This window comes from Azospirillum cavernae (genome assembly GCF_003590795.1).
Classification (GTDB): Bacteria; Pseudomonadota; Alphaproteobacteria; order Azospirillales; family Azospirillaceae; genus Azospirillum; species Azospirillum cavernae.
In genome coordinates this window covers 379,513-395,306 of record NZ_QYUL01000004.1, presented here as the reverse complement: position 1 = coordinate 395,306, position 15,794 = coordinate 379,513, and the positions used below count along the sequence as shown (strand labels likewise).

The window sequence follows — 15,794 nt, the reverse complement described above, 5'->3', positions numbered from 1 at the left end:
AGCGTGATGGTCCTATGCTGATGTCCCTGTCATCGCTGGCTGTGTTGGCCGACGCCTTTGGCGTGATCGCGCCGGTTCTGGTGGTCGCGGCCATCGGGTTTGGTTGGCATCGGGCCAAGCTGCCCTATGACAGCGCGTTTATCACCACCTTCGCCATCAACGTGTCCTCGCCCTGTCTGGTCTTTTCCTCCCTGACCCGTCTGCACATCAGCGGCGCGGTGATGGGGGACATGGCGGTGGCGGCGTTGGCCTGCATGGGGTTGGCCGGGTTGGCCTCTGTTCCCATTCTGCTGGCGGCCCGGCTGCCGCTGCGCGTCTATCTTCCGGCGATGAGCTTTCCCAACGCGGGCAATCTCGGCCTGCCGGTCTGCCTGTTCGCCTTTGGCGAGGAGGGGTTGAGCTTGGCGGTGCTGTTCTTCGCCATGATGTCGGTGTCGCAATTCACCTTTGGACCGGCGTTGGCCGCTGGGCGATTCAGTGTGGCCCAACTGATCCGCACGCCGGTGATCTACGCGGTGGCGCTGGCGATCGGCATGCAGACGACCAACCTCACGCCGCCGGTGTGGGTGTCCAACACCACCACCTTGCTGGGCAATTGCGCGGTGCCGCTGATGCTGCTGTCGCTGGGGGTGGCGCTGTCCGGGCTGCGCTTGACCGGGGCGTTGCGGGCGCTGTCGATGTCGGCGCTGCGGCTGGGGCTGGGCTTCGCCGTTGGGTGGCTGGTGGTGTCGGCGATGGGGTTGACCGGAACGATGCGCGGCGTCGTGCTGGTGCAAAGCGCCATGCCGGTGGCCGTGTTCAATTATTTGTGGGCGCTGCGTTACAACAACGCGCCCGAAGAGGTCGCCGGGATGGTGCTTGGCTCGACCCTGATGGCCTTTCTTGGCCTGCCGGTCCTGCTGGCCCTGGTGATGTGAGCGGGTTGATGTGAATGGGTTGATGCGACCAACAGCGCAAACGAGAGAGGGGAGGGGTTTGAAATGACCAACAAGCTTCATCGTTACCGGGTTCGGCTCGACTGGACGGGGAATCAGGGAACCGGCACCTCGTCGTATCGGGGCTACAGCCGCGACCACAGCCTGAGCGCGGGGACGAAGGCCCCCATCGCCGGGTCTTCCGATCCGGGCTTTCGCGGCGATCCCGCCCGCTGGAACCCGGAGGATCTGGTGGTGGCGGCGCTGTCGTCCTGCCACCAGCTTTGGTATCTGCATCTGTGCGCCACCGCCGGGGTGATCGTCACCGCCTATGAGGATGACGCCGAAGGCGTGATGGAGGAACAGCCCGACGGGGCGGGCCAGTTCGTCAGCGCGGTGTTGCGGCCCCGCGTCACGCTGGCGCCGGGATCGGACGCGGACAAGGCCCTGCATCTGCACCACACGGCGGCGGAGAAATGCTTCGTCGCCCGGTCGGTGAATTTCCCGGTCGCGCACGAACCAACCATTGTGGTGGCGGACGCCTGACCGGCGCCATGGCTTTTGCGGTCAGTGTTTGGCGAAATACTGGCCGACCAGTCGGCGCAACTCCCCCTCCACCCCATCGTCGCCCAGCGCGGTCAAATGGGCGTGGAGGGGGGCGACGATCTCCGTGAAGCGGGCCAGCGCCGCCGGGTCGAAATGCCGTCCCGCCCCCTCTTGCAAAATGCCCATCGCCACATCGAAAGGCATCGGCTCCTTGTAGGGGCGGCGGGAGGTCAGGGCGTCGAAGACGTCGGCGATGGCGAAGATGCGGGCGGCGATTGGGATGGCGTCGCCCGCCAGCCCGCGCGGATAGCCTGATCCGTCGAATTTCTCATGATGCCCGCCCACCACGTCGGCGGCGTCGGTCAGCCAATCCGACGCGCGCAGAATGTCCAGCCCATGGACGACGTGGGTCTTCATCACGGTGAATTCGTCGGCGTCCAGCTTGCCGGGCTTCAACAGGATGCGGTCGGGGATGGCGATCTTGCCGACGTCGTGCAGGAAGGCGCCCTTCACCAGCCGACGGATGGCGGCGGCGTCCAGCCCCATCGCCTCGGCCAGACGGATGGCCAGGATGGTGACGCGGTAATTGTGGGCATGGGTGTCGCTGTCGCGCTTGGCGATGGCGCTGCCCAACACCGTCAGAATGTCGATGTTGGCGGTCAGCAATTGGCGCGACAGCCCCATGACGCTCCGGTTGAAGGCGACGAAGATCGGCAGCAGCACCAAGGCCGCCAGCAGAACCGACAGGGACGAGACGCCGACGACGGTCACGGTGTCCTTGACGATTTCGCGGGAATGTTCCGGCGACAGTTGGAAGACGCTTTCGAAATAGCCCAGGAGTTTGCCGTCGCGGTCGGACAGGGACTCGATGGTCTGGATGAAAAAGCGTCCGTCGATGGTGAAGCGTTCGTATTGGGAGTTTCCAGCGGCGGGGAAGGCGTGGCGGTTGTTTTTCAACCGCTCCTCCGCCCACTCCGCTCCGGGCGCGATGTATTCGGCGGCTTTGGCCTGCGTGGGGTCGTACAGTTCGGCGACGATGAAGATCCCGCCGGTTCCGACCTGGTCGGCCTTGATCCGGCTTTGCATGAAGCGACTGAGAAGCTCGTCGGCTTTGGCGCCGTTCGCGCGATCCGCCGTGACGCCGGGCAACAGGTCGCGGGCTTCGGCCAGAAAGGCGCTGGATTCCCGTTTGGCCAGATCGGACACCAACGCGTCGGCGATTTCCATTTCGACCCAAAAGGCGACGCCCCCGACCACGACGGCCACCGTCAGCGCGGCCACCGCCACGCGCGCCAAGATTGATCGGTAGGTTGGCAGGCTCATCGGGACACGCTCGTCAACGAAAAGGCAGACATTGGACAATCACCAAGGGGAATACACGAAGAGGGCCTTTTTGTCATGGTCATGGGATGATTCCGCCCTTCGGCGGCCAGCCCCCTTGCTCATCCGTCCGCATTCAAGCATCTTTTGGCTGAACTGGGGCTGAACAGCGCGCTCAAATCCGGTTCAGTTGGCCGTTTCGTGGATGTTCGACCGCTCCGCTTCGGTCTGGGGGTTTGTCTCTTCCAGACAGACTTGGTCGCGCCCCCGGTTTTTGGCGAGATACATGGCCTTGTCAGCCCGGTGCAGCAGGCTGTCCACGCTGTCGCCGTTCACCAGGACGGCGACGCCGACGCTGATCGTGTGCGTCCAGCCGGTGGAAAAGGCGTGGGCGCGCACGGCGTCGCACAGGCGCCGGGCGACGATCATCGCCGCTTCCGCGTCGGTTTCCGGGCAGAGGCACAGAAACTCCTCGCCGCCCCAGCGCCCGACCGTGTCGATGACGCGGGTGTTGGCCTTGGCGACGACCGCGAATTCCTGAAGCGTCTTGTCTCCCGCCAGATGACCGAGCAGATCGTTGATCGCCTTGAAATGGTCGAGGTCGACCATGATGACCGACAGCGGGCGACCGTAACGGATCGACCGCTCGATCTCCTTGGTGAAGCGCTCGTTCAGACTGGCCCGGTTGGCCAAGCCGGTCAGGCTGTCGGTTTGCGATTGGATTTTCAGCGCTCGGTTCAATCGGGTGAGCTTGACGATCCAGAACAGGCTGGTCAGCGCCACCAGGACGAAGGCGAAGGCGATCTTTCCAATCAGATCGTAATCAAGGGCGGTTTGCACGTTGATGGCGACATGCTTGTTGGCGATCATCGCCCGCTCTTGCGGGGTGATGGTGGCGATGGCCTTGTTCAGAATAGTCCGCAGGAGGGGGAGATCCTTCACGATTCCAACCCGCAGATGGTTGTCATAGCCGGGAATCTGGCCCGCGATTTTCAGATTGAACCAGCCTTCCTTCTTGATGGTGTAGACGGACACGGTCATCGAGCGGATGGTCAGATCCGCTTTCTTTTCCGCCACCATGGCGAAGGAGTCGGCGTCGCTGTCGCTCAACAGGATGCGCAGGTTGGGGAAGTCCCGCCGCACCCGCTCCTCGATCGAGGTTCCTTTTGGCAGCGTCAGAGTTTCGTTTGACAGAGCGGCGAGATCGGCGACGAAGGGATGGCCTTCGCGGGTGATGATGACGTTGGGGTCGATGAACAGCGGTTCGGTGAAGCTCAGCCAAGCGTCGCGTTTGGGCGTCTGATTCAGGAAATTCAGCAGCGTGCAGGTTCCGGCCTTGGATTGGGCGAGGCTGTCCTCCCAATCCTTCGTCACCACCAGACGCAGGGCAAGACCGGCGCGCGACGCCGCCAGACGCAGCAGATCGGCGCCGATGCCGACATGCTCGCCGCGTTCGGTGACGGTTTCATAGGGCGCCCAATCGGGATCGACGCAATAAGAAATGGGACCGGACGCGTCAAGATATTGGCGTTCTTCCGCCGTCAGATCGAGGCAGAAGGCCAAAGACGGCAGGAGGATGGCGACGCAAAGGGCGACGGCGGCGGCAATGGATCGGCTGGAAAAAGGCTTCATGATTTGCAACTTGTACGGCCGTGCCGAGCGAAACTCCCGCCCCTGCTTGCGATCATGATGCCTGATGCTGACCGATGACGCCATTCATCCAACCGCGACAAGTTGCGACAAAAGACGTTTGGTTTGTTTGGGCCGCCAACCGCTTTCACTCCAGCGTGGATTTTCCCTGGAAACAGCGCAGACAGGCGTCGACCACCGGCGGATCCAGACGGCTGCCGCGTTGGCGGGTGATTTCGTCCAGCGCGGCTTTCAGCCCCAGCGCTGGGCGGTAGGGGCGGGGGGCCGACATGGATTCGACGATGTCGGCGACGGTCAGGATGCGGGCCTCCAGAATGATGGCGTCGCCCTGGATGCCGCGCGGATAGCCGCTGCCGTCGAGATACTCGTGATGCTGGTGCACCGCTTCCGCCAAGGGCCAGGGCAGGTCCAGCCCCTTCAGAATCTCGTAACCGGCGGTCGTGTGGGTCTTGATGAGATCGAATTCGATGGCGGACAGCGTGCCGGGCTTGGACAGGATTTGCAGCGGGATTTGGATCTTGCCGACGTCATGGACCATCGCGGCCAGACGAAGCCCTTGGATGAAGAAGTCGTCCAACCCCATTTCAGCGGCGATGGCGGTGGCGATGTCGCCGACCCGGCGTTGATGGCCCGCCGTGTAGGGATCGCGCGATTCGACGGTGGAGGAAATCGCCTCGATGGTCAATTCCATGCCCCGGCGGAAACGCTCGACCTCAATCTCGCGTTCGGCTTGCGCCGCGTCCAGGGCGCGGCGGGTGCGGCGGGCGTCGATGCCGAACCCCAGATTGTCGGCGAAGCGCTCCAACAGCGCGACCTCCTCCGGGCCGAAGGCGTTCGGCTCCGCCGCGTAAACCCCCATGACGGCGATGATCGACCGTCCGGCGCGCACCGGAATGGCGATGGACGACCGGATTCCGGCGGCGCTGGCCCGCTCCGCCCAGGCGGAAAAACGCGGGTCGCTTTGGATGTCGTCAATGATGGCCGGTTTGCCGGTGCGAACGGCCATGCCCGATGGCCCGCGCCCGTGCGCGTTGTCGGCCCAGGACAGGGCGATGCCGTCGATGTAGGCGACCGCCCGCCCGGCGGCGGCGCGGATGACGATGGATTTGTCGGAATCATCCAGCGGTTCGGCGATGGCCGCCAGAAGGAAGATGTCGTCCGACGTCAGCGCCTCGCACACCTTGCTCATCAGGTCCAGTTCCGAAGAGCTGCGGATCAGGGCGGCCTCGGACTCGGTGACGGCGCGCAGGGTCCAGTTGACCCGTTGCAGGTCCAATTCCCGTGTTTTCAGTTCGGTGACGTCTTGGACGGCGCCGATGGCCTGCGCGGGTTTTCCCTTTCGGTGGATCGAACGGCCACGGATGACCACATGCCGGACGTCGCCGGTCGCCGAACGGACGCGCGCGTTCCGTTGCCAGGATCCGTCCTGGTCGCGGCTGTCGCGGAAGGCCGAGGCGATGGCGGCGCGGTCATCGTCATGAACATGGGCGATGAAGTCGGCCAGCGTCCCATGGGTCTGATCGGGCGGCAGGCCGACGATCCGGAGCAGCTCGGCAGACCATTCAAAATGATCGTCGGCGCTGTGATAGCGCCAGCTTCCCAGATGGGCCAGCCGTTCGCCCTCGCTCAACATCCAACGATGCTGTTCGGCCCGCTGTTCGGCTTCCATCTGTTCGGTGATGTCGATGAGGACGCCCAGAACGCCGATGGGCCGCCCATCGCCATCCAGAATGGGGGCCTTGGTCGTCCGCACCATCCGTTGCGCGCCGTCGGCGGGGTAGGGTTCCTCGACGCTGATCGGCTGGGCGGACGCGAGAACCCGCAGATCGTCGTGCCGATACCGGGCCGCAAGGTCTTCGGGGTAGAACATGCGGTCGGTGCGGCCGATCATGTCGGCGGGCGTCAGCCCCTGGTCGGCGGCGAACGCGGCGTTGACGTGCAGATAGACGCCGTCCGCGTCCTTGACGAACAGCCGGGGATGAACGCCGTCGGTCGCGCGTTGGGTGGCGAGAATGGCGGAAAAGGCGTTGAAAAAGGCGTTCCGTTCCAGCGGGCCACCGGGAATGGGCGGCTCGTCAACCACGGCCTTTTCCAGGGATGGGGACAGCATGGCGGTCGGCTCCATCACGGCGGCGCGGCGGACGGGCCGCTGAACGCCGATGGGAAGCGATAGACCCCTTGAGACACCAGATCAACGCAGTGATCGACGATCTGCGGGTCGAGCGCGGTTCCCCGCGCGCTCTTCAGGGTTTCCACGGCGTCGCCCAAGGACAGGGCGGAGCGGAACGGACGGTGGGAGCACAGGGCTTCCAGCATGTCGGCGACGCGCAGAATCCGGGCCTCGATCAAAATCTCCTCCCCCTTCAGGCCTTGAGGGTAGCCGGTGCCGTCGAAATTCTCATGATGCTGGCGAACGATGGTGGCGACCGGCCAGGGGAAATCAATGGAGCGCAGGATTTCCCAACCGACGTCCGGGTGTTTTTTGACGAACGCGAACTCCAGCGGGGTCAGGCGGCGGGGACGCAGCAGGATTTCCGACGGAACTTGCATTTGGCCGATGTCGTGGGTCTTGGCCGCCAGTTCCATGCCGCGCAGCCGGTCTTCGTCAAAACCGATCCGACGGGCCAGCGCCACGCAGAGATCCGCGACTCGCGCCTCGTGCCCGGCGGTGTAGGGGTCGGTGTGGACGGTGACTTTGGTGAAGGCGTCAATCGTCTGCCGCAACACCGCGTCCAACCTGTCCAGCCGCCCCTGAAGCTGGCCGTCCAACGCCCGACGCTCGTCGGCAAGCTCGATCATGCCGCCAAACAGCAGGACGGCCAGCGCTTGGATGGCGAACAGGCTGCCGCCGAACGTCGCGAAGGCCGTGGATTGGGCGGCGGTTTCCGGCGTCAGCAGCAAGGACAGCGCCTCGACGGCGCCGACGGCGACGCCCAACAGGGCGAGCCGGACAACCCGCCCCGCGCCCGGACGCCACAGCCAATGCACGACCGCCAGCGACACCAACCAATCCGCGCCGACGCCGATGACTCCGGCGGCGGCTCCTTGCCCGCCATACCACCAGCGGGTGGCCGCGCAGACCGCTGCGGTCAACGCGCCGCCAAGCGGCCCGGAATAGGCGGTGGCCAGCCCAACGACGGCGCCGCGCGGATCAAGCCGCAATCCGGCGTCCGGCTGAAGGCTGAGCCAGAGGGTGAGCCATCCGGCCAAAGCGAAAGCGCCGACGCGCAGAATCCGCTGTTGATCGGCGTTCAGACGGAACCCGACGATGACCTGCGACAAGCCCCACAGCCCGAACAGCGACAGGCTGAACGTGCCATGGATGACGAGATCGGGAAGGATCATTCCGGGCATGCTGCACCTTAGAACGCGCGCGGTCCATCAATCATAAGATGGGCAGTGTGCAGGACTTTGTGCAGAGGCGGTATTGAGGACGGCCCTGATGTCCGGCGGCGCTTGTGCGGTGGAACAAGGCCGCCGGACCGAGGGTCAGATCAACTCGACCCGCTGGGCCACCGGCGCGTCTTCCGCCCCATAGGCGACATAGCGGACGTCTTCGCCGTCGGCGACGATTTCCAGGCCGGACAGGCGCAGGGTGGCCCGGTCAAAGAACACGTCGGCGCCGTCTTCCCACGGCTCGATCAGGCCGGACTGGCTGTCCAGATTGTACCAGCGCACGGTGCCATAGGCCATGACCGCCGGGCCGACCGGCTCCGCCGGGCGTTCGCGGCGCTCACGCGGCGGCTTGGGCGCGCGGGGCGGGGCGGCGGCGACGTCGCCATAGTCGGGCTGCGGCTGCTGGGCGATGGGCGGCGCGCCGCGCTGGGGGCGGGCCGGGCGGGCGCGCGGGGCGGGGGGATTTTCCGGCGGAGTCACCGAATGGATGGCGACGACCTGCGGCCCCTTGGCGCCTTGCGCCATGTCGCAAACCAGAATCGTGCCTTCCACCGGGTTGGGCAGGGAGGCGGCGGCCAGGACCGACGCGTGGAGGAACGCCTCGCCCGTGCCGTCGGCCAGACGGACAAAACCAAAACCTTTTTCCGGCTTGAACCACTTCACCGTCGCCGTGACGTTCTTAAACTCGTCGCTCAATGCAATTCCCTTTCGCGTCCCGAAAGCCGGGCAGGCGGCGGCTATCCCCTGATGCGGGCGCAACGCCGCGCGTCGCGACCGTAGAACGGCCCCGGCTGCGCGCACCCTATCATAAATCGACCGAAGAAAAGCCACATCACCGTTGCGGTCCGCGCCGGACTGCGACGAAAAATTCGCAATTCGCCGTCAGACAGCGCCAAACTTACCCGCCAGCCACCCAAGGATGGCGTTTGGCCAGCGCCGCGAAGCTGCGCAGCGCGGGGGAATGGCGGCGGCCCGACACCATCACCAGCCGGATCTCGCGCGAGATTTCCGGCTCCACAATCACCCGCGTGGCGATGCCGGGCAGAATCGGCAGGAATTCCGGCATGACGGCGCAGCCCATCCCGGCCAGAATCAGCGCCTGCACCCAATCCTCCCGCTCCGTCGCGTAGCAGACGCGGACGTCCACCGTGTCGGGAACCCCCAACGCCGAGAAATGATCGGGGTATTCGCAGTTCAGGCGGGACAGATACTCTTCGCCATGCAGTTCCTTGTACGGCACGCGGTCCATCGCCTCGAACCGATGACCGGGGGCAAAGGCGACGGTGTAGCGTTCGCGGTAGAGAAGATCATGGTCGCAGCGGTCGGGCAGGTCGGGCAACCCGACAAAGGCGACGTCGAGTTCCCCCTCCATCAACAGCCGCACCACCTCGCGGCCCGGCGCGTCTTTCAGCGTGACCTCGACATTCGGGATTTCGCGGCGGACCCGTTTGAGGAATTCGACCATGCGCCCCGGCCCGATGGTGCACATCAACCCGACGCGCAGCGGCGAACGGTCCAGCTTGCGCCAGCTTTCGGCCTGATGCCGGGCCATTTCGCTGGCGTTGAACACCGCCTCCAGATGCGGGCGCATCAGACGCCCCAGATCGGACAGATGGGTCAACCCGCGCTCCCGCCGGAACAACGGCCCGCCCATCTCGTCTTCCAGCTTCTTGATCGCCTTGGTCAAGGACGGCTGCGTCACCCCGCAGGCGTCGGCGGCGCGGGTGAAGTTCAAGGTCTGGCACAGCGCCATGAAATACTGAACCTGATGAATTTCCATCCCAACGGCCCGCTGTTCGTGATGGCCCTAACGACGAAGGGGCTTCCGTCATGCTTGTACGCAAGCCATGGGGTGGAGGGTATTGGAAATGTCGGCGCTCACGCATTCGTTACGGGGGTGGGGTCGGGTGGGGGGCCTTTGCCGGTCCAGACGCGGCCATCGGGGAGGAGGGTGTTTTCAAAGATGGTGTTGGTGAGGGTGGTGTTTTCAAAGATGGTGTCGGTGAGGGTGGCCCCGATAAGATTGGCCCCGTACAGGACGGTCCCGCTCAGGTCGGCCCCGTGCAGGTTGGCTCCGCTCAGGTCGGCCCCGCTCAGGTCGGCCCCGTGCAGGTTGGCCCCGTGCAGGCTGGCCCAGCTCAGGCTGGCCCAGCTCAGGTCGGCCCCGCTCAGGCTGGCCCCGCTCAGGTTGGCCCTGCCCAGGCTGGCCCACCTCAGGTCAGCCCCGCTCAGGTTGACCCGGCTCAGGTCAGCCCCGTACAGGTTAGCCTCCCACAGGTCTGCCCCGCTCAAGTTGGCCCAGCGCAGGCGGGCGCCTCGGAGATCTACGAGCGAAAGATCAATTTTGATTCGGTTGTCTTTGTCTTCCCGTTTCAGACGGTTGACGATGTCAAGAATCAACTGGATGTCCGTGGGGAGCGGTGAAACCAGCTCGGTTTCCGCTGTCTTATCCGTTGGGGCGGTCGGTGAGACGGGCCGTGCTTCCCGGACATAGGCGCAAAGAACTTCAATGGCTTGGGACAGCAAGCGCGGGGTGGATTTTCCCAACGCCTCCAAGGCCAGAGCGGCACCCATGCGGATGGATGATTTGTCGTGGCCCAGTTGCTCCACCGCCTTGGCGAAGGCTTCCGCCGCTTTGGCGTAGGCTTCGGCGTCCAGCTTTCGGATCGCCGTCAGCCCGTCGCGGTGCTGGTTCCAACTGCGCCAAAAGGCCAACGCGACGCCAGCCACGCCGACGGGCGCGGCGGCAAGCAAGCCGATGGCGGAAATCAGCTTGCCAAAGGCTTCGACCTTTTTGTCATGATCCGCGATGGCGTCGAAGGAGGTCAGAGCGGCCCCCGTCTTGCCGCCCAACAGCAGCAACTCCAGCACCAGCACCACGGCGAACAGGGCCGCGATGGCGGATGGGGGATCGTTGCGCACCCATTCTTTCGCCTGTTTCCCCAAGCTTTGGACGGCGCCGCACGCCCGTCGCCAGCAACCGAGACACCAACCCCGCACCCCAACCATCCGCCCACACCCTCGCCGCCTTGCGCCGGGCCTCACTACACGCGCAAACGCGCGCTCTGGCAAGATGTGCAATTTTTCGGCTGGCGACGCCCCGCCAACCCACGCGCCCATCCCCCTCTCCCCCCCGGGGAGAGGGTCGGGGTGAGGGGGACGCATGGCGAGGATGAGCGGGATTGGCGGATCGCGTCGGCTCCGCCCGATGGGCCACGCGGCGCCACCCCCTCACCCTAACCTCTCCCCGGGGGGGAGAGGGGATTCCTGCGGTGATCGGGCTTTGGCAAGATGGGCGATGTTTCGGCTGGCGACGCCCCACCGACGCGCGCGCCCTTCCCCCTCTCCCCCCCCGGGGAGAGGGTCGGGGTGAGGGGGATGCATGGCGAGGATGAGCGGGGTTGGCGGATCGCGTCGGCTCTGCCCGATGGGCCACGCGGCGCCACCCCCTCACCCTAACCTCTCCCCGGGGGGGAGAGGGGATTCCTGCGGTGATCGTCCTGCGGTGATTGGGCTTTGGCAAGATGGGCGCGCGCGTCGGATCGGATCACTGTCTCCGACAGCCGCCGCCCGCAGGCCGCCCTGTTTACGGCGCGTCGTGAAAGATGATGCCGGTGGTGAAACGTTCCCCCGCCAGCAGGCGGCTGACGCCGTGGCGGTGGGTGACGCGCAAGGTTCCGCGCGCGCCCTGGGTGGGGCGGTGGCTGACGGCGAAGATCACCGCCCAGCCTTGGCGCAGGGGAACCACCTCGGCGCGGGATTGCTGGCGCGGGCGCTGTTCGGTCAGCACGAAATCGCCGCCCCGAAAATCCCGCCCCGGTTCAGACAGCAGGATGGCGGCCTGAAGCGGAAACACCGTTTCGCCATACAGATCCTGATGCAGGCAATTGTAATCGCCCACCGCGTATTTCAGCAGCAAGGGCGTTGGCCGGGTCTGACCGGCGGCGCGGCAGCGGTTCAGAAAGGCGGCGTGGTCGGCGGGGTAACGAACGGACACGCCGAGGCGGTCGTTCCAGCGGTTGGCGATGGGGGCCAACCGTTCGTACAGCGCGCCGCGCAGCCCGGCGATGGGGGCGGGCAGGGGATAGGCGAAATATTTGTATTCGCCCTTGCCGAAGCCATGGCGGGCCATCACCACCCGGCTGCGGAAGGGAGCGTCTTGCGGGTACAGCGCCGTCAGGGCGGCGCAGTCGTCGGCGGTCAGCAGCGGCCCGACCAGGGCGTTGCCCGCCGCGTCCAAATCGGCCTCGATCCGCCCCCAATCCAGGGCGTCGGCGCGCGCGGTCCAGGATTTGTCAACAACAGGGCAGGGGCGGGAAAGGGCGAGAGAGGCGAGGGGCATGGCGGGGCGTCCATCCAGCGGGCGGGGCGGCGCCAGCCGCCCCTTCACGCCGTGACTGTGGCGCCGCCCGCCGGATCGGACATCCCGGCTCTTGCGGTCGAATCCCCGCCTTGCGTCAGCGAACGACCGGCGTCGGGACGTTCAGCGCGTTGCGCTTCTTCACCGCTTCGTAGACAGACGGGAAGGCCGGGCGGTTGACGTAGCGGCCCGCCCCGCGCACGGCGCGGCTTTCGCCCAGCGCGTGGACGATTTTGCCCTGGCTCAGCGTGTAGGCTGGGGTTCCCGTCACCGTCATGCCTTCGAAGATGTTCAGGCCGACCTTCTGCATTTGCGTCTTGGCCGAGATGGTCTTGGTCGCCGCCGGATCCCACACCACCAGATCGGCGTCGGCCCCGACGCTGACCGATCCCTTGCGCGGGTACAGGTTGAAGATCTTCGCCGCGTTGGCCGAGGTGATGGCGACGAACTCGTTCATCGTCAGACGACCCGTGTTGACGCCATGCGTCCAGAGCGCGGTCATGCGGTCCTCGATCCCCGCCGTGCCATTCGGGATCTTGGTGAAGTCGTTGCGTCCCACAGCCTTTTGCTCGGCGCAGAAACAGCAATGGTCGGTCGCCGTGGTGTGCAGATGCCCCGCCTGCAAGCCGCGCCACAGCGCCTCCTGATGCTCCTTGGCGCGGAAGGGCGGACTCATGACGTGACCGGCGGCGACATCCCAATCGGGGTTGCGGTACACGCTGTCGTCGATCAGAAGATGCCCGGCCAGCACCTCGCCGAACACCCGCTGGCCGCCGTCCTGGCCGCGCGTGATCGCCTCCAGCGCTTCCTTGGCCGAGACATGGACGATGTAGACCGGCACGCCGAACACCTTGGCGACCTGGATGGCGCGGTTGGCGGCCTCGCCCTCCACCTCCGGCGGGCGGGACAGGGGATGCGCCTCCGGCCCGGTCATGCCCTGGGCAAGCAGCTTCTTTTGCAACTGGAACACCAGCTCGCCGTTTTCGGCGTGGACGGTCGGGATGGCTCCCAGCTCCAAACAGCGCTGGAAGCTGTTCACCAGCACCTCGTCGTCGGCCATGATGGCGTTCTTGTAGGCCATGAAATGCTTGAAGCTGTTCACCCCATGGTCGGCGACCAGCGTGCCCATGTCGGCGCGCACCGTCTCGTCCCACCAGGTGACGGCGACGTGAAAGCTGTAATCGCCCGCCGCCTTTTCCGCCCAGCCGCGCCAGGTGTGATAGGCCTCCATCAGGCTTTGTTTCGGGTTGGGGATGACGAAGTCGATGATCGTCGTCGTGCCGCCCGCGAAACCGGCGGCGGTGCCGCTGAAGAAATCCTCGGTCGTCACCGTGCCCATGAAGGGCAATTCCATGTGGGTGTGCGGGTCGATGCCGCCGGGCATGACGAAGCAGCCGCCCGCCTCCACCGCTTCGGTTCCGGCGGGAACGTCCAGCGCGTCGCCAACGGCCTTGATGAGGCCATCCTCGCAATAGACATCGGCGCGCTGCGTCTGCTCGGCTGTGACGACGGTTCCACCGCGAATGACGATACCCATGGAAGGCGCTCCCTTATGCGTTGGTCGGGGATGGGGTGGGGGAAGGGGCCGGTTCCGGCAGCCCGGCGGCGCGCAGGATCATCCGCAGCACCTCGGCGGTGATCTGGGCGAAATCCTGGCGGGTCAGGGTGCGGCGGCCCAGAACCTTGCGGACCTGGACGTCGAAATCGGCGTAATGCTGGGTCACGGCCCAGATCATGAACAGGAATTGGCGGGCGTCCACCGGGGCCATGCGGCCTTCGGCGACCCAGCCGTCGATGACGGCGGCCTTGGCGTCGACCAGACGGCGCAGATCGTCGGACAGGAAGCGTTCGATCTGCGCCCCGCCATGCAGGATCTCGTTGGCGAACACCTTGGACGCCTGCGCCCGGGTGCGCGAGGCTTCCATTTTGGTGGTGATGTAGGCGGTCAGCGCGGCGGCCGGATCGGCGTCCGGCGTCAGCGCGTCGATGGGGGCGAGCCACAGCCGCAGGATGTTGTCCAGCACCGCGCGGTACAGATCCTCTTTGGTGCCGAAGTAATAATGCAGATTGGCCTTGGGCAGCCCGGCCTTGTCGGCGATGTCGGCCATGGTCGCCCCGGCGCATCCGGCCTCCGCGAACACGGCCTCCGCCGCCTTGAGAATGCGTTCCACATTCTCGCGGCGGATGCGCCCTTGCGGGGCGGCGTCGGGGGGGGCCGGATCTGTTTTCAGCGTCATCGCCAACCTTCGTCCATCATCCTTGAAGCCCCTCTCCCGCTTCGGGAGAGGGGCGAAGAGAGACGGACTGTATCACGCGGCTGCCGGGGATCGCTCGGCGTTTGCCCGTTCCAGCACGGCGTGCAGCAGAACTTCGCAGCCCGCCGTGGACCATTCCGGCGTCGTTTCCTCGATCTCGTTGTGGCTGATGCCGTCGATGCAGGGGATGAAGACCATGCCGGTCGGCGCCACCTTCGACAGATAACAGGCGTCGTGACCGGCGCCGGAAATGATGTCGCGGAAGGAATAGCCGGTGCGTTCCACCCCGTTGCGCACCGCCTTTACGCAATCGGCGTCGAACTGGATGGGGGCGTAATACCAGATTTGCTTGAAGTCGCTCTCCAGCCCGATGCCGCTGGCGATTTCTTCCACGGCGGCGCGCAGTTCGGCGTCCATCGCCGCCAAAATCTCATCCTTCGGATGGCGGAAATCGACGGTGAAGAAGACGCGGCCCGGAATGACGTTGCGCGAGTTCGGGTGAATCTGCATCAGCCCGACCGTGGCGCAGGCCGCCGGGCCATACTTCAAGCCAATGCGGTTCACCGCGTCCACCACGCGCGCGGCCCCCAGCAGGGCGTCCTTGCGGCGGGTCATCGGCGTCGGCCCAGCGTGGGCCTCCTGGCCGGTGAAGGTGATTTCGTACCAGCGTTGGCCCTGGCAATCGGTGACGACGCCGATGGTCTTGCCCTCGGCCTCCAGGATCGGGCCTTGTTCGATGTGGGCCTCGAAATAGGCGCCGACCTTGCGCCCGCCGACCTCCTGGTCCCCGGCGTAGCCGATGCGGGCGAGTTCCTCGCCCATCGTCTTGCCATCCAGATCGGCGCGCGACAGACCATACTCCAGATCGAACACCCCGGCGAAGACGCCGGACGCCACCATGGCCGGGGCGAAGCGCGAGCCTTCCTCGTTCGTCCACACCGCCACCTCGACCGGGGCCTCGGTGACGTAGCCCATGTCGTTCAGGCTGCGCACCACTTCCAACCCGGCCAGCACGCCATAGACGCCGTCATATTTGCCGCCGGTCGGCTGGCTGTCCAGATGGCTGCCCATGATGATCGGGGGCAGGCTGTCGTCGCGACCGGCCCGGCGGGCGAAGATGTTGCCCATCTTGTCCACGCTGATGGTGCATCCCGCCTCCTCGCACCAGCGCGCGAACAGGTCGCGGCTCTGCTTGTCCAAGTCGGTCAGGGCCAGTCGGCAGACGCCGCCCTTGGGCGTCGCGCCGATCTGCGCCATGTCCATCAGGCTTTGCCACAGGCGCGAGCCGTTCACGGCGACATTCTGCGGGTAAGACATCGTTGCTCTCTCCCAGACGTAAAGGGTGGGCCGGGC

At 65.8% G+C, this 15,794-nt stretch carries 13 protein-coding genes; 2 read left to right on the top strand and 11 right to left on the bottom strand.

What is annotated here, in order from left to right; genetic code table 11:
- The first annotated feature begins 20 nt into the window (after window positions 1-20).
- Together D3877_RS24940 and D3877_RS24935 are read left to right on the top strand one after the other, a co-directional pair.
- Window positions 21-917 carry an AEC family transporter gene (locus tag D3877_RS24940; protein WP_238475067.1) on the top strand — a complete coding sequence of 299 codons (897 nt, stop codon included), beginning with the start codon at window positions 21-23 and terminating at the stop codon, window positions 915-917.
- A gap of 63 nt (window positions 918-980) precedes the next feature.
- Window positions 981-1,460 carry an OsmC family protein gene (locus D3877_RS24935; RefSeq protein WP_119833486.1) on the top strand — a complete coding sequence of 160 codons (480 nt, stop codon included), beginning with the start codon at window positions 981-983 and terminating at the stop codon, window positions 1,458-1,460.
- A 21-nt stretch (window positions 1,461-1,481) separates the two neighbouring features.
- On the opposite strand, the gene D3877_RS24930 is transcribed toward D3877_RS24935, so the two are convergent.
- The 11 genes from D3877_RS24930 to D3877_RS24880 all read right to left on the bottom strand — a co-directional run bounded on the left by D3877_RS24930 (window position 1,482) and on the right by D3877_RS24880 (window position 15,758).
- Window positions 1,482-2,783: an HD-GYP domain-containing protein gene (locus D3877_RS24930; RefSeq protein ID WP_119833485.1), complete on the bottom strand. Its 1,302-nt coding sequence runs from the start codon at window positions 2,781-2,783 to the stop codon at window positions 1,482-1,484.
- Window positions 2,784-2,966: 183 nt separating this feature from the next.
- Entirely contained in the window at window positions 2,967-4,412 is a 1,446-nt protein-coding gene (locus D3877_RS24925) for a diguanylate cyclase (protein ID WP_119833635.1), read from the bottom strand.
- Between the two features lie 145 nt (window positions 4,413-4,557).
- Window positions 4,558-6,540, bottom strand: a complete 1,983-nt coding sequence (locus D3877_RS24920) for an HD domain-containing phosphohydrolase (protein WP_158599995.1) — start codon at window positions 6,538-6,540, stop codon at window positions 4,558-4,560.
- Window positions 6,541-6,554: 14 nt separating this feature from the next.
- On the bottom strand, window positions 6,555-7,784 hold the full coding sequence (locus D3877_RS24915; RefSeq protein WP_119833483.1) for an HD-GYP domain-containing protein: 1,230 nt from the start codon (window positions 7,782-7,784) through the stop codon (window positions 6,555-6,557).
- A gap of 135 nt (window positions 7,785-7,919) precedes the next feature.
- Window positions 7,920-8,522, bottom strand: a complete 603-nt coding sequence (locus tag D3877_RS24910) for a cold-shock protein (protein ID WP_119833482.1) — start codon at window positions 8,520-8,522, stop codon at window positions 7,920-7,922.
- Between the two features lie 202 nt (window positions 8,523-8,724).
- Window positions 8,725-9,606, bottom strand: coding sequence for a LysR family transcriptional regulator (locus D3877_RS24905; protein ID WP_119833481.1), 882 nt, complete (start codon window positions 9,604-9,606; stop codon window positions 8,725-8,727).
- Between the two features lie 98 nt (window positions 9,607-9,704).
- The gene (locus tag D3877_RS24900; RefSeq protein ID WP_158599994.1) at window positions 9,705-10,748 is read right to left on the bottom strand and encodes a pentapeptide repeat-containing protein; all 1,044 of its coding nucleotides are present in this window, start codon (window positions 10,746-10,748) and stop codon (window positions 9,705-9,707) included.
- Between the two features lie 664 nt (window positions 10,749-11,412).
- Window positions 11,413-12,168: a 2OG-Fe(II) oxygenase gene (locus D3877_RS24895; protein ID WP_119833480.1), complete on the bottom strand. Its 756-nt coding sequence runs from the start codon at window positions 12,166-12,168 to the stop codon at window positions 11,413-11,415.
- Between the two features lie 115 nt (window positions 12,169-12,283).
- On the bottom strand, window positions 12,284-13,723 hold the full coding sequence (gene hydA / locus D3877_RS24890; protein ID WP_119833479.1) for a dihydropyrimidinase: 1,440 nt from the start codon (window positions 13,721-13,723) through the stop codon (window positions 12,284-12,286).
- Between the two features lie 13 nt (window positions 13,724-13,736).
- Window positions 13,737-14,423 carry a TetR/AcrR family transcriptional regulator gene (locus tag D3877_RS24885; protein WP_119833478.1) on the bottom strand — a complete coding sequence of 229 codons (687 nt, stop codon included), beginning with the start codon at window positions 14,421-14,423 and terminating at the stop codon, window positions 13,737-13,739.
- A 72-nt stretch (window positions 14,424-14,495) separates the two neighbouring features.
- Complete coding sequence (locus D3877_RS24880) at window positions 14,496-15,758, bottom strand: Zn-dependent hydrolase (RefSeq protein ID WP_119833477.1); 1,263 nt, start codon at window positions 15,756-15,758, stop codon at window positions 14,496-14,498.
- Between the last annotated feature and the right edge of the window lie 36 nt (window positions 15,759-15,794).

What these genes read in the sequence shown, in the direction of transcription:
- D3877_RS24940 (WP_238475067.1), top strand. Translation starts at nt 21, where the DNA reads ATGTCCCTGTCATCGCTGGCTGTGTTGGCCGACGCCTTTGGCGTGATC.
- D3877_RS24935 (WP_119833486.1), top strand. Translation starts at nt 981, where the DNA reads ATGACCAACAAGCTTCATCGTTACCGGGTTCGGCTCGACTGGACGGGG.
- D3877_RS24930 (WP_119833485.1), bottom strand. Translation starts at nt 2,783, where the DNA reads ATGAGCCTGCCAACCTACCGATCAATCTTGGCGCGCGTGGCGGTGGCC.
- D3877_RS24925 (WP_119833635.1), bottom strand. Translation starts at nt 4,412, where the DNA reads ATGAAGCCTTTTTCCAGCCGATCCATTGCCGCCGCCGTCGCCCTTTGC.
- D3877_RS24920 (WP_158599995.1), bottom strand. Translation starts at nt 6,540, where the DNA reads ATGCTGTCCCCATCCCTGGAAAAGGCCGTGGTTGACGAGCCGCCCATT.
- D3877_RS24915 (WP_119833483.1), bottom strand. Translation starts at nt 7,784, where the DNA reads ATGCCCGGAATGATCCTTCCCGATCTCGTCATCCATGGCACGTTCAGC.
- D3877_RS24905 (WP_119833481.1), bottom strand. Translation starts at nt 9,606, where the DNA reads ATGGAAATTCATCAGGTTCAGTATTTCATGGCGCTGTGCCAGACCTTG.
- D3877_RS24895 (WP_119833480.1), bottom strand. Translation starts at nt 12,168, where the DNA reads ATGCCCCTCGCCTCTCTCGCCCTTTCCCGCCCCTGCCCTGTTGTTGAC.
- hydA (WP_119833479.1), bottom strand. Translation starts at nt 13,723, where the DNA reads ATGGGTATCGTCATTCGCGGTGGAACCGTCGTCACAGCCGAGCAGACG.
- D3877_RS24885 (WP_119833478.1), bottom strand. Translation starts at nt 14,423, where the DNA reads ATGACGCTGAAAACAGATCCGGCCCCCCCCGACGCCGCCCCGCAAGGG.
- D3877_RS24880 (WP_119833477.1), bottom strand. Translation starts at nt 15,758, where the DNA reads ATGTCTTACCCGCAGAATGTCGCCGTGAACGGCTCGCGCCTGTGGCAA.